This window comes from Paraburkholderia sp. SEWSISQ10-3 4 (assembly GCF_030464785.1).
Taxonomy (GTDB): Bacteria; Pseudomonadota; Gammaproteobacteria; order Burkholderiales; family Burkholderiaceae; genus Paraburkholderia; species Paraburkholderia aspalathi.
The window spans coordinates 528,552-542,714 of record NZ_JALPRI010000002.1; the positions used below are offsets into that span (position 1 = coordinate 528,552).

The 14,163-nt window shown below is 65.7% G+C and carries 10 protein-coding genes; 9 read left to right on the plus strand and 1 reads right to left on the minus strand.

The window, feature by feature from the left end; genetic code table 11:
- Positions 1–243 precede the first annotated feature (243 nt).
- The 9 genes from poxB to M0D68_RS08180 all read left to right on the plus strand — a co-directional run bounded on the left by poxB (position 244) and on the right by M0D68_RS08180 (position 10,904).
- Positions 244–1,965, plus strand: coding sequence for a ubiquinone-dependent pyruvate dehydrogenase (poxB, locus tag M0D68_RS08140; RefSeq protein ID WP_266224149.1), 1,722 nt, complete (start codon positions 244–246; stop codon positions 1,963–1,965).
- Between the two features lie 135 nt (positions 1,966–2,100).
- Positions 2,101–2,340, plus strand: a complete 240-nt coding sequence (locus M0D68_RS08145) for a YtcA family lipoprotein (RefSeq protein ID WP_234487777.1) — start codon at positions 2,101–2,103, stop codon at positions 2,338–2,340.
- A gap of 42 nt (positions 2,341–2,382) precedes the next feature.
- A complete protein-coding gene (mdtN, locus tag M0D68_RS08150; RefSeq protein ID WP_200619094.1) occupies positions 2,383–3,474 on the plus strand; it encodes a multidrug transporter subunit MdtN in 1,092 nt (363 codons plus the stop codon).
- On the plus strand, positions 3,471–5,660 hold the full coding sequence (locus tag M0D68_RS08155; RefSeq protein WP_266224150.1) for an FUSC family protein: 2,190 nt from the start codon (positions 3,471–3,473) through the stop codon (positions 5,658–5,660). Before mdtN ends, M0D68_RS08155 begins: the two co-directional genes overlap by 4 nt.
- Positions 5,661–5,666: 6 nt before the next feature.
- Entirely contained in the window at positions 5,667–7,184 is a 1,518-nt protein-coding gene (locus tag M0D68_RS08160; protein WP_266224151.1) for an MdtP family multidrug efflux transporter outer membrane subunit, read from the plus strand.
- A gap of 250 nt (positions 7,185–7,434) precedes the next feature.
- On the plus strand, positions 7,435–7,839 hold the full coding sequence (locus M0D68_RS08165; RefSeq protein ID WP_054035276.1) for a MucR family transcriptional regulator: 405 nt from the start codon (positions 7,435–7,437) through the stop codon (positions 7,837–7,839).
- 114 nt (positions 7,840–7,953) lie between these two features.
- Positions 7,954–8,544: a helix-turn-helix domain-containing protein gene (locus M0D68_RS08170; RefSeq protein WP_234486632.1), complete on the plus strand. Its 591-nt coding sequence runs from the start codon at positions 7,954–7,956 to the stop codon at positions 8,542–8,544.
- Between the two features lie 2 nt (positions 8,545–8,546).
- Positions 8,547–8,945, plus strand: a complete 399-nt coding sequence (locus tag M0D68_RS08175) for a DUF3331 domain-containing protein (RefSeq protein WP_200652276.1) — start codon at positions 8,547–8,549, stop codon at positions 8,943–8,945.
- Positions 8,946–9,137: 192 nt separating this feature from the next.
- Complete coding sequence (locus tag M0D68_RS08180) at positions 9,138–10,904, plus strand: helix-turn-helix transcriptional regulator (RefSeq protein WP_266224152.1); 1,767 nt, start codon at positions 9,138–9,140, stop codon at positions 10,902–10,904.
- Here the strand turns inward: M0D68_RS08180 and M0D68_RS08185 are convergent.
- A complete protein-coding gene (locus tag M0D68_RS08185) occupies positions 10,901–13,921 on the minus strand; it encodes an AAA family ATPase (protein WP_266224153.1) in 3,021 nt (1,006 codons plus the stop codon). The two genes, M0D68_RS08180 and M0D68_RS08185, sit on opposite strands and share 4 nt — an antisense overlap.
- Positions 13,922–14,163: the final 242 nt, after the last annotated feature.

A 14,163-nucleotide genomic window follows, 5' to 3' on the forward strand; every position in this document is an offset into this window, starting at 1 on the left:
GCTTGCGAGATCGCCGAGCCGCCGGTTCACGCGATTTCGATACGTCACCGTGCGAATCCTAAAGCACGCCCGGACGAGCCGCGACACCATGATCGAAGTCAAACCGTGGCCGCCGGCATATGTGCCTGCACGCCCCGTTACCGGGAAAAGGAGGCGCATCGTGAATTACCCCCACGCTCATTCAGGTTCGCTGCCGCCCAAGGGGGCGGCTAAGTCCGTTGCGGTACGTCGGCAGGAGGCGTCATGACCACGGCAGCGGACTATCTGGTCGATGCCCTGACACAGGCCGGCGTGAAGCGCATTTATGGCGTCGTCGGCGACTCGCTGAACGGCATCTCCGATTCGCTCAGGCGCTCCGGCGAGATCGACTGGATCCACGTGCGGCACGAGGAAGGCGCAGCCTTCGCGGCCGGCGCGGAAGCGCATCTCACCGGTCAACTGGCGGTATGCGCCGGCAGTTGCGGACCGGGCAACCTGCACCTGATCAACGGACTATTCGACTGCCACCGCAGCGGCGTGCCCGTGCTCGCGATCGCCGCGCACATTCCCAGCTCGGAAATCGGCATCGACTACTTTCAGGCGACGCATCCGGAAATCCTGTTCAAGGAGTGCAGCCATTACGTGGAACTGGTGTCGCACGTCGACCAGTTGCCGCAGATCCTGACCCGCGCAATGCGCGCCGCGGTCGGACGGCGCGGTGTGGCGGTCGTCGTGATTCCGGGCAATGTCGCGCTGTCACCGACTACGGCCAAGGTCGCGCCCTGGCTGGTGCCGTCGGCGCCGCCCGTGCTGCGTCCCGCTGACGAAGAGATCTCGCGCCTCGCGGATGTGCTGCACGCGGCGTCGCGCGTGACGCTGATGTGCGGCGCGGGCTGCGCGGGCGCGCACGACGAAGTGGTCGAACTCGCGAAGCGCCTGAAGGCGCCGATCGTGCACTCGCTGCGCGGCAAGGAGCACATCGAACATGACAACCCCTACGACGTTGGCATGACGGGTATGGTGGGGTTCGCATCGGGCTACGCCGCGATGAAGGCGTGCGACATGCTGCTTCTGCTCGGCACTGACTTTCCGCACCGGCAGTTCTATCCCGAGGACGCCACGATTGCGCAGATCGACGTGCGTCCCGAAGCGCTCGGTAACCGCTGTTCGCTCGATCTTGGCCTTGTCGGCACGGTCAAGGACACGCTCGCCGCGTTGCTGCCGGTCCTCAAGGAAAAGACCGATTCGTCGCATCTCGACAGCGCGCTCGCGCATTACCAGAAGGCGCGCAAGGATCTCGATTCGCTTGCAGAGAGTAATCCGTCGAGCACGACGATCCATCCGCAGTATGTGACGCGGCTCGTGAGCCAGCTGGCGGCCGACGATGCGATCTTCACCTGTGACGTAGGCACGCCGATCGCCTGGACCGCGCGCTATCTGAAGCTGAACGGCCGGCGGCGGCTGATCGGTTCGTTCAATCACGGCTCGATGGCGAACGCGATGCTGCATTCGATCGGCGCTCAGGCCACGTACCCTGGCCGCCAGGTGATCTCGATGTCCGGCGACGGCGGCTTCACGATGATGATGGGCGACTTCATCACGCTGGTTCAGGCGAAGCTGCCGGTGAAGGTGATCGTGCTGAACAACGGCACGCTGGGTTTCGTCGAGATCGAAATGCGCGCGTCGGGCTTCGTCGATACCGGCACCGATCTCGTCAATCCGAACTTCGCACGCATGGCCGAAGCGATGGGCGTGAAGGGCATTCGCGTCGAGAAACCGCAGGAACTTGAAGGCGCGATCGCGGCAGCGCTCGCCCACGACGGACCCGCGCTCGTCGACGTCGTCAGCGCGCGCCAGGAGCTGATCATGCCGCCGAAGACCACCGTCGATGAAGCCTGGCATTTCGGCCTCTTCATGATGAAGGCGGTGATGGACGGACGTGGCGGCGAGTTGATCGATCTCGCGAAAGTGAACCTGACGCGCTGAACCTTGGTATCCGGAATGTCCGGTGCGCCAGGATCGCGCGATTCGGTTGAGTCGTAATGCTTCATTGCCTGCCATCAGGGAGAGACGGCGATGTCGAGTGGTGTGCGCCGTAGGCGCCATGGATGGACGGTCCTGATGTCGTGCGCGACGTTGACGCTGACAGCGTGTAGCGACGCGCCGTCGATCGGCGTGCTGGGCGCGTATTTTCCGGACTGGCTGTTTTGTATCGTGGGCGGCGTGCTGCTGGTCGTATGCGTGCACGTGCTGCTTTCGCGAAGCGGCCGTGGCGCCTGGCTCACGCCGCCCGCAATCGTCTATCCAGCGCTGACGGTGCTGTTTTCCATCGCGCTCTGGGTAGCAGGCTTCAACCTTTAACGCTTTTGATGATCCCTTTAACCTTTAGCTGATCGTGTGACCATGACTGCTGCCCAAAGCACGGACGCAGGAAAGCAGCGTCCGCGAACCTGGCCCGCCATCCTGCTGATCGTGCTGGCCGTGATCGCGATCATCGCCGTGATCTGGCGCGTGGATACTGTGCCGCGCACCGATGACGCCTATGCGTACGCCGACACGATCGGCGTCTCGCCCGAAGTCAGCGGCAAGATCGTGACGCTCGCGGTGCGCAACAACCAGGCGGTGAAGCAGGGCGATCTGCTGTTCGAGATCGACCCGCGGCCGTATCAGTTCGCGTTGCAGCGCGCCCAGGCGGCGCTCGCGCAACTCGATGCGCAGATTCCGCTGACGCAACGCACCGTCAATGCACAAGGATTCAGTGCCGAGGCGGCGAAGTCGTCAGTCGCACGGGCCCAGGCCGCCGCGAAGCAGGCGGGGGATACGCTGGCGAGAATGGAGCCGCTGATCGGCAAGGGCTACGTTTCCGCCGACGATCTGGATCGCGCGCGCACCACGCAACGCTCGGCGCTCGCCGAGCTTGCTGCGGCGCAAGCGCAGGCCCGCGAGGCGCAGGCGGCGGTCAGCAGCGTCGCCGCGCTCGTCGCGCAGCGCGCGGTGCTGACGGCTGAAATCTCCTCGGCGCAGCTCAACCTGGAGTACGCGACCGTGCGCGCGCCGTTCGATGGCCGCGTCGTCGAGTTGCGCACGTCCGTCGGGCAATTCGTGTCCGCGCAAAAGCCTGTTTTCACGCTGATCGATACGCGGCACTGGTACGTGATCGCTAATCTCCGCGAGAACGAGCTTGGCAACATCCGGCCCGGCACCCGCGCGACCGTGTACCTGATGAGCAATACGCGCATCCGTTTCAGCGGTTCGGTCGACTCGATCGGCTTCGGCGTCGATCCGCAGGACGGCAGCGGCACCGCGAACGGTCTGCCGAGTATTCAACGCAGCATCAACTGGGTGCACGTCTCACAGCGTTTCCCGGTGAAGATCCTGGTCGATCACCCCGATCCGCAGATGTTCCGGATCGGCACGTCCGCGGTCGCCGTACTGCAGCCCGAACGCCGCGAAGATCGTGACAATCGCGCGACGTCCAACGGAGCGCCGTCATGAGTGGGCTCGACGGTGTCGGGCGTCATCTTGCCTGGCCGCGGCCGCTCGGGCAACTGTCCGCGTTCCTGCGCGCGGAGCTCAGCGCATTTCCGGGGCGCGCCAACCTGACCATGCGCAGCGTGCTCGGCTGCGCGATCGTGCTGGTCGTGTCGATGACTTTGCGGGTGCCCGAGGTGGCGTTGTCGCTGATCGCGGTTTTTTTCGTCACGCAGTCGAACATCGTGCTGACCCGTCTCGTCGCATTGTTGGCCGTGATCGGCACGACTTGCGCGATCGCCTGCATCATCGGCGTCTTCAAGCTGACGTTCGACTATCCGCTGCTGCGCATCGTCGTCGCAAGCGCCATCTTTTTTTGCAGCGCCTATATGATGCGGGCCGTGGCGAAACTGGGGCTGGTGTTCTTTCTCGTCTCGCTGATCGTGATTTACGCGCAGACCTTTGCCGATCGGACCGATAACGCGGAAGCGCTGGTGCGTGCCTGTCTGTGGGTGTGGGTGGCGGTCAACTACGCAGTTGTGCTGTCGCTGATCATCAACACGCTGTTTCTGCCGGCCGAACCGGAGCAGCAGTTGCGCGCCGCCATGCAAGGGCAGCTCGCGACGGCCCGTGCGCGGCTCGCGATCATGATCGACGCGAATGCGCCGGCCGTGCGCATCGGCGCGCTCGATCTCGAGCGCGCCGCCCTCACGTTGCAGAAGCTGCTGCGCTTTTCGACCATGCGTCACCACTACAGCGAGGAAGATGCCTCGGCGTGGTTGGCCTGCGTGACGGTGGTATCGCGCATCTTCGAAGCTGCGGCGGTGCTGCCTGAGCATGCAGTCGCGCACGACGCCGGGCAGATCGATGCCATCCGCGTGGTGCAGGACGAACTCGTGTCGCTCGAACACGCGATTGGCGACAACCTGCAATGGCGGCATTGGGGCGCATCGCGTGAGGCGCCGGTGTTGACCTCGATACCCGCGCTCGACGCGATGCAACGTGCGCTCAACGTGTTCTCCGAGGCCACGCGAGGCGCTGTCGCGCCGCCGCCGGAAGACGCGGCCGCCGGCAGTGCCGCGGCCAGAGAGGCGAAAGCGGAGCAGGCGACGAAAGCGGCGGCGCCTCCCGCGCAGCCCGAACCCGACATCTTCGCGAATCCGCGTTACGCGCGCTTCGCGCTGCGTACGCTGTTCTCGGTATTGATCTGCTACGTGTTCTACAACGCGGTGAACTGGCCGGGTATCCACACGATCATGCTGACGTGTCTCGTAGTTGCGCTGCCGAGCCTTGGCGCGTCGAGCCGCCAGGGCGTGCTGCGGATCACCGGTGCACTGATCGGCAGTGCACTGGCGCTGTTCATGGTCGCGTTCGTGATTCCGCAACTGGAAAGCGTGACGGGGCTGCTGCTGATGAGTTTGCCCGTGATCGCGCTCGGCGCCTGGGTGTCGGCGGGTTCCGAGCGGAGCGCCTATGCTGGGATCCAGATCATGTTTACGTTTGCGCTGGCGCTGCTCGAATCGTTCTCGCCACCGTCGGATCTCACTGAGATCCGCGACCGGATCGTCGGCATCATTCTGGGTGTCGGCGTGGCCACCTTTATCCAGATGTCGATGTGGCCGGAGCGCGAATCGGATGGCCTGCGTGCGCAACTGACGTCGATATTGCGCAAGATCGCGGCGTTGGCTCGCATCGAGGCGAAGGCGGTACAGAGCGGCCCACGCGCGACGGATTCTGCAGCGGTGGTTGAAGCGTGGACCATGGTCGGCGATTGCGAGATGGCGCTCGCGCGTGTCGCGCTCGAACCCGACTGGCGCGAGGGGGAGACGTCACGTATCACGCTATTGTCGCAGACGGTGCTCGCGCAGAGCCGGGCGATGCTTGTCGCGCTCGAAGCATTTCACCATGAAGCGATGATCAATGCGTCGGCAAGCGCGCCGATGGAGCGCGCAGCGAAGTTTCAGTCGGATGTCGCGGATGCGCTGGAGCGATACGCGTCACAGCTCGTGGCTGAGCCATCGGCCGCGATGACGCCGGCGCGGCTCGATTCGAGTGGATTGCGCGCCACGCCGACGCATGCAGGGGCGGTAGGGGCGACGGATGGGCAAACGCTGGAGCGGCTCGCGCAACGCATTGACGCGGCGCTCGCCGGGTTGCCACGCTGGTTGCCCGACGAACATGCGTCCGGCGAATTTGCGAGTGCGGGGTGATCGGCGATGACGCACTTCGTTCTCATCCTGCGCCGTCTGCCGCGCTTACTGAGCGCACGACTGTTCAACCACTGGCTCGCGTCGCTCGCGCTGCCCTGGCTCGCCTCGTGCGCGATCATTCACCACGATAGTCCGCCGGCCGCGATGATCACGCCGCAGCAGATCCGTCTCGCCGACGACATCCATCTGGCCAACGAAGGCTGGCCGTCGGCACGCTGGTGGGAGCAGTATCACGATCCGCAGCTCAATACGCTCGTCGATCAGGCGCTCGCGCACGCGCCTTCGCTCGCCATTGCGCGCGAGCACGTCTCGCAAGCTCATGCGCAAGTCGAGCTGATCCGCGCGGGATCCGGTCTGCAGATGTCCGCGCTCGCGGAAGCCGATCGCGAGCATGTCTCGGGTCACGGGTTCCTCAGCGCGTACGCGTCGCACGACCCGCAGATCGGAGCGTTTGGGCCGTGGTACTGGACCGGGCTGGTGGGCGTCGACGCTCACTACGATATCGACATCTGGGGCAAGCAGCGCGACCTCGTGCGTGCGGCGATCGGCGAGCAGAACGCGCGGCGCGCGGAGGCGGCGCAGGCCGAGCTCGAACTCTCGGCAGGCGTCGCGCAGCTTTACTACAGCATCCAGATCACTTACGCGAGCCTTGATCTGTTGCGCCAGCTTCGCGAAGTGCGCGCCTTCGAACTCGATACGCGATCGGCGCGGCACGAACGCGGCCTCGAAGCGTTGACCCAGACCGCCCAGGCACGCTCGCAGGTGCTCGCGATTGACCAGCAGATCGCCTCGAGCGAGGAGCAGATCGTCCACGCACGCGAAGCCCTGCGCGCGCTGGCGGGCGTCGGTCCCGACGATCTGCCGGCAATCGCACCGGTGCCCTTGCCGGCGCCGTCGGCCTCGCTGCCGTCCACGTTGTCCTATGAGCTGCTCGCGCGGCGCCCGGATCTGCAGGCCATGCGTTGGCTGGTACAGGCGTCGTTCGACAAGATCGATGCGTCGAAGGCCGCGTTCTACCCGAGCTTCGACATCACGGCGTTCTTCGGTTTCAACGCGTTGCGAATGCGCGACCTGTTCCTGCATTCGAGCCAGCAGATCAACCTCATTCCCGGCCTCACGCTGCCGATCTTCGACGGTGGCCGCCTGAACGCGAACCTGCACGGCGCGCGCACGGCGAGCAACACGCTGATCGAGCAGTACGACCAGGCCGTGCTCGACGCGGTGCGCGACGTCGCGCAGAGCGGCAGCGCGATCGACGACCTCGATCACCGCGCGCATCTGCAGCGTGACCGGATCGACGCGTTGCGCTTTGCGAGCGACAGTGCCGAGGCGAGCTACCAGACCGGCCTCGGCGACAGGACGAGCGCGATGCAGGCGAAGGCGCCGGTCATCGCCGGGCGTCTCGAACTCGTGCAACTGACCGGCGACGAAATCGAAGCGGGCATCGTGCTGACTCGCGCGCTGGGTGGCGGCTATCGCAGCGACGACCTGCCGGCGGAGTCGGCCAGCACGAACAAGCCCTAGGCGGCGAGCACGCTGGCTTCTTTAATGCTGCCGGTTGCCCGCGCGAGCGTGTCGCCCCTCTGTCGGGGGATGGCTCGCCGTGCTTGCCGATGCAAACGCCGATGCAAACGCCGACGCTGACGCTAACGCGACCGATGACCCGTCTGCCATGGAGCCAGGTCATGAAGAATCATGATGCTTCGGAAATCCGTACGCCACTTCGGGCAACGCCGTTGCTCTGCCCGGAGCCGTTGATCCGTCGAGGCCGGTCGTGACGCAGGACATCAATCTGATCGAGCTCACCGCCGAAATCGTGGCGAGCTTCGTGTCGTGTAATCCGTTGCCGGCAGACGACTTGCCGGAGTTCATCTGGAGCACGTACGCGGCGCTGGCCGCATTGCACACGACGTCGGTACCGGCCGCGCGGCAGCGGGCGGCGGTGCCGATCGAGGAATCGGTGCGCGACGATTATCTCGTCTGTCTCGAAGACGGGCGCAAGCTGAAGTCGCTCAAACGCTACCTGCAGCGCCACTTCGCGATGACCCCTGACGAATACCGCGCGAAGTGGGGCCTGCCCGCGGACTACCCGATGGTCGCGCCGGCCTATTCCGCGCTGCGTTCGTCGATTGCGAAGCGCCATCCCGCCGGCGCAATCAAACCGCGTCGCGGTGCCTAAGATCGTACGAATGAGGGATGCCGCTCCCGTCGTACTCACCCAATGAGGGGATGTTGCGCCGCCGCCAGACTGCGCAAGATAGGGTCCGTCGACTTACACCCTGCGGAGGCGCACATGTTCACGCGGAGACTCAATGCAGCGTGCGGCAACGAGCCGGCAGACTTCGCCGCCGACGATGAGACCGCGCTCGACGAAGCCGAACGGGTCGCCGACGCGTCTCATCGGCGCCACTCGGACAGCGCCTGCGACGCGATTGTCGCTCGCCTCGTCGCGCAGGCCACTGAGCAAACGCGGCCGTCCACGCGGCGCGCGGCGTCGCTGCCGCAGTGGCGTCTGCGGCGCGCGCTCGACTTTATCGAAGCGAATCTCGCGCAGCCGATCGGACTAGCCGATGTGGCCGCCAGCACCGGACTCACCCGCATGCATTTCGCCGCGCAGTTCCGCTCGACAACCGGTTATTCGCCGCATGCGTATCTGCTACGGCGCAGGATCGAGCATGCCCAGATGCTGCTGCGCTCGTCGGCGCTCAGCGTGCTCGACGTCGCGCTCAGTTGTGGCTTCGGATCGCATGCGCACTTTACGACCGTGTTCGGGCGGATCGTCGGCGAGCCGCCCAACAGTTGGCGAACCCGCATGCGGGATGAGGAGCCGATCGCGGAGCCGGCGGTGGCTATCGACCCGCGCCGTGGCGACAGAGGAGCTTGATCATGCAGACCGACCTGGCGGATGATGCATGCTGGTGCGCCGCGTTGCGCCTGCTCGATGGGGGCGCGTGGGAGTGGGCCGCGAGCCGGCTGGCGCCGCGCGTCGAAGCGGCAAAGGTGCGGGGCGCGCCAATCGATGCGTGCCGCGAATGCGTAGTACGGGTGCTCGATCGCCTGTCGACAAAGGTAGTGGTCGTCTACTGGTGCGATGCAACGTCCTGCCGCTACGGCGACCAGTTGTGGCGGGTGGGCGTCTCGAGGCGGCGCGGCCGCTGCGCGTTGTCGGGTGCGCCGATCAAGGCCGGCGACGTGGTTTATCGTCCGCGCCAGGGGCGGCCGAGGCCCGTCAACGCGACCGCGATGATGCTGGCCTCCGAGGTCGAACGCGTCTCACCCGGTTGATCGCCGGCTGCATTACAAATCCCGGTATTGATTGCTTTCGTTTCAGTTTCAGTCCGGGCAATACCGGGCAACAACCCATCCTTTACCAAAAAAGAACCGAATCATCACGCTTTTCCGGACGGTCATCTCTAGTCTGGACGGTACTGCGTTCGTCCAGCGATTGTGACGATCAGGTGTCCGACGGAGCGAGGAATGAACGAGGCATGGGTCTGCGAAATTCATCAGGAAGCGGGGCATCTTCAACCCCGCGCGGCGCCGCCGCGAGGGCAGTCCGATGCCCTCTTGACGCGGGCGCTTCATGTCGTGCCGCCCGCGCCGGTGTTTGCCGACGAACTTCGGTCCGAACTTCAGTCGCTCGCGCGCGTCGGCCGGGAACGGCCTGCAGCCAGTGTAGCGCGCATCCATCTGGATCTGGCGCGCGCGTGGCAGATGGTGATCCGCGGTGAGGCCGCCGAAGCGCTGCTGAGCGCGCAGCGGCTTGAAGGGCAGGTCGGTCCGCTAACTGGCCCGGTTGCCGTTGCGGTGCGTTGCGAGATCGCGGCCGTACGCGCTGCGGCGCTCCTGCTGCAGGACGACGCGGGGGCCGCATTGGCCGCTGCGCTTTCCGCGCTGCGGCTCGGCACCGCAACACCCACCGCGCACGTCGCGCTGACGGTGTGCCGCTGCGCTTACTTGCGCCTCGGCGACCCCGAGAGTTTCTACGCGGTGGAACGCCGCGCGCCGGACGCTCAGCCGGGCCGGCTGCGCGCGGTCACCACGATGCTCGACATTGCGCTCGATGCCGCGGTCGAATTCGCCCAGATGCATTTCAATGCCGCGCGCCTGTTGGCCGATGACGCACTCGATGTCGCGCGCCGTTTCGGGGCCGGTCCGGCGACAATCGACGCGCTGCCCGCCTGCGTGATGGCGCAGGTGCTGTACGAGGAGGGCCGTGTCGACGAGAGCGAGGCGCTGGTCGCGGCACGGTTGCCGGGAATCCGGCAGGGCGGTGCGATCGAAGGCGCGGTGCGCGCTTACGGACTGCTTGCGCGCATCGCCGCGAACCGGCGGCAACCGGGACAAGCGCTCCTGCTGCTGGCCGAGGCGGACGCGCTTGGGATCAAGCGCAACTGGCCGCGGCTGCGCGCGGCGAGCCTCGCGCAGCAGGTCGAGATCCACGCGGGTGCGGATCGCCTCGACGAGGCGGCGCTCTGCGCACAACGGCTCGCCGTGCTGGCCGGGCAATGCGGCGCCGCGAGCAGCAGCGCGCGCTTCGAGATCGCGCGCTACCACGTACTTGCGCAGGCGCGGCTTGCGCTCGCAAAGACGCATTCATCAGCATGCGCTCCCGCGTTTCCTCAGGCACCCATCGAGGTATCCGCCGCGATCGATCTCGTAGCGCTGCGGCAGCTCCATAGCGATACCGTTCTAAGGCGTGACCGATACGGCGCGGTGACCATCGCGCTATTGCTGATCGAAGCGTTGCTGGTCGCCGGTCTGCGAGACGACGCGATCGAGGCGCTCGTCACGCTGCTCAAGCAGGGGGCTTCGGCGGGACTGCAGCAAACGCTCGTTGACTGCAGCGAGCGCGTGGCGAAGCTGATCGACGGGATGGCGCGCGGGTCGATCGTGCCCGCAGGCGACGTCCGCGAGCTGCTTCCCTATGCAGGCGCTTTGATGTCGCGACGCCGGCGTGGCGCCGCCCATGCGCAACCGGCGAGTGATACGGCACGGGACATCGCCCGGTCCGTGGCCGCCATGGGCCTGAGCGAACGTGAACGCGTGATCATCGGACTGATGGGGCGCGGGCTGACCAACAAGCAGATTGCGATCCGGCTGTGCATCGCGCCCGAGACAGTGAAGTCGCACGCCAAGCATCTCTACTCGAAGCTGTCGGTGAGGAACCGGATCGAAGCGGTGACGCTGGCAAGCCGCCTGGGTCTCGTCCGGCTATCCGCGTGTGGGCACGCCGGTGATTAACCCGCTTCGAACGTCTCGCGCAGACGATGACCCGACGGCAGCTTGGCAGCGAGTGCGTCTTTCATCGTCTTGCTGAGTGCTGCGTGGTAGTCGGCCGTTTGCATGTCGCCAGCCAACTCGCTGGCGCGGGCCGCGGTGCGATGGATACGCCAGTCCGCGAGCGGCGTCTGGTAACCCTGAGTCGCGTCGAGCGCATGCTGCACGCAGTGCAACGCATGGGTTGCATCATCCTGTTCGCACGCAACCCGCGCGCGCGTCTCCCACGCGAAACCCTGCCACGTGCGTTCTTCAATCGACGTCGCCAGTTTGACGAGACGGTCGGCATGCGTGATCGCAGCGTCGAGATCGCCGTCCGCCAGTGCGGCGCCCGCGAGCCCCCATTCGAGTGGCAGACGCCAGTACCAGTCGAAGATCACCGGCAGCGCGTCCATTCGCTGCATCACCTGCGTGAGCGCGTCGCGTGCGGCGCGCGTATCGCCGAGGCCGAGCTGTGCGAGCCCGGTCAGCAGCAGGCAGAGCCGGTATTCGGCCGGCAGGATCGATTTGCCGCTGCCCGGTTCGGGCGACTTGCCCGCCAGCACCTGCGTGCAGGATTGCAGCATGGCGTCAAAATCCATTGCGTGGAATTGCACCCAGCAGCGATAGAGCGTGAGCGTGTCCGCGCCGTACGGGTTGCCGTTGTGCGCGAACATCGCGATCGCCTTGTCGAACTCGCGCTGCGCGCGGTCGAAGTCGCCGAGATAGAGCTGCGTCCACGGCACACCCAGATGCACCATCCAGGTGGCGCGCGCCATGTTGAACTCGGGGCGGTTTTCGTCGTTCTCGACGAGGAAACGGTAGCTTTTGAGGATGGTGTCCTGGGCTTCCTGGTAGCGCGACGACACGAGCAAGACCATCGAGTATTCGCACAGCGACCAGGCGGTCGTGTAGGGATCCTCGCCGGCGCGCAGGGGGACGAGCGCGGCTTCGCAGCGCGCGATGTCTTCGGCGCACCAGCCGCGCACCCACATCCGCCAGACGTAGCAGCTGATGCGGGTGCGGGCCTGCTGCTGCGGGTCGGTCTGCCGATCGCTAAGCGCGAGCGTTTCGCCGATGATCTGGCTGCAGCGCAACTGGTCGCGCCAGCTATACGTGTACGCGAGGCTCATCAGCGCCCGGCTCTGGATATCGATCAGGCCGTGCTGCGCGGCACGTTCCGCGAGCTGCTCGCAGGTTTCCCGCGCGCGGGAATCGTGGGCCGCCGCGAAGATCGACGCCCGCCCTTCGAGGAATTCCGTTTCCGCCGCCGCGCGAGCTTCAGTGGGCAGGTTCGCCGCGAACATCAGCGCGCGGTCGAGGACCGCGAGCGCGTCGTTGTACGCGAGACGCTTCTTCGCCGTCTGGATCGCAATGCGCAGATAGCCGACTGCACGTTCCCAGCGTTTCGCGGCGGCGAAGTGCTGGGCGAGTTCGGCGGCGACCCCGCCGCGCTCCTCGGGTGCGAACAGCGCCTCGAGCGCTTCGGCAACGCGCAGATGAGAGCGGATGGTGCGCAGTGGTCCTTGCCGCTCGTAGAAGGTCTGCCGGTACATGGTGTGGCGGAACGCATAGGTGCTCGCGGCGAAGCCGTCCTCGAGCGCAGACGACGGTTCGCGCCGGATAAAGCTTTCCTGACGGCAGAGCGCCTCGCAGATATCTTCGAACAGCTCCTGGCTCAAGCCGGCGGCCGGCGCCGCGGTGATGACGCTAAACGCGAGGCCGGCGACGCTCGCGCCTTCGAGCGCGCGTTGCTGGTCGTAGTTCAGCCGCTGGATGCGATGCTCGATGACCTGGTTCAATGTGAGCGGCACTTCCAGCCGCACTTCCGAGGGCGACAGGTGCAGCTTCCAGCCCTCGGGCGTCGATTGCGCGATGCCTTGTTCGACCAGGTGATCGAGCGTCGCGACCATGAAGAGCGGGTTGCCGCCGGAGCGCTCGCGCACCAGCTGGGCGAAGCCGTTCGCGCTATCGGGCCTGGCATCGCGCGGGCCACCCGTCAGATATTCGGCGATGGCGCCTTCGCTCAGTGGTTCGAGCACGATGTCGTGACACAGCTTCTGCAAGCCCAGATCGCGGTTCAGCCGGCACAAGGGATGTTGCGCAAGTTCGGCGTCTTCCGGGCGGTACGTCGCGATGACCATCAGACGTGCGCCGCTACGATGGCGGGCAAGCGCGGAGAGCATGTCGACCGTCGAATAATCGGACCAGTGCAGGTCTTCGAACACCAGTGCGAGCGGCCGCTCCAGCGACAGTGCTTCGAGGAATTCGCAGATCTCCCTCAGCATGCGCCCGCTCGCCGCGCCGATCACCTGATGCTGAAGTTCGGCGCGGTATTGCTGCGGCACCGATCCCAGCATCTGGAGCGCCCAGGTCGGCGCGATCGACACGAGCGTGCGGGTGATCATCGGGCCCGCTTCGCTGCGAGTCAGTTGGGTGAGCGCGTCGAGCACTGGGTAGTAAGGCTCGATGCCGCCATAGCCTTCGACGCAGCGCCCGAGCGACGTCAACACCGTGGCATTGCCGTCGAGGGAGTCCAGGAAACGATTGACGAGCGTCGTCTTGCCGATGCCAGGTTCCCCCGCCACGAACACGATGCGCGATGCGCCATTGCGTGCCTCATCGAACAGCGTCTTCAAGCGGTTCAGTTGCTGCTTGCGGCCGACAAACCCGCCATGGCTGCGCTGGTCCGCCTCGCGCGGGCCGTTGCTGGAACTGGCGGAGAGCGGCGCAATGAAGCAATAGCCGCGGCCGCGATGGGTTTCGATAAAGCTTGGACGTGCGGGATCGTCGCCGAGCGCGGTGCGGATGGTCAGCATGTGTGCCTTCAGCACTTCGGGCTGGACATGCACGTTTTGCCAGAGGGCATCGAGGAATTCCTCGTGCGTGATGAGCCGCCCGGCATGGTCGATCAGGTATTGCAGCATGTCGTAGGCGCGTGGCGCCAACGTGAGCCTGCGGCTCGCGCCGTCGGGCGCGCATTGCCAGACGCATCGATTCACTCGATCCAGCCGAAAGGGTGGGAAATCGATCACCTAGGTTCTCCGATGGAGCTGCAGCCCGACTTGGTTGCCGCGATTTTATACTGCGCCTGTCGGTCATGCTGAGTGGAGCATTTCATTACACAATCAGGACCAGAAAATCACCCCTCCGGATTTCGAACACCTTACCCTGACGGGAGAAGTGTGCGTCTCGTCCTGGCAGGCGGGCGCGTTTGTTCTTCAGAGGGTTGGATAAAGGCATG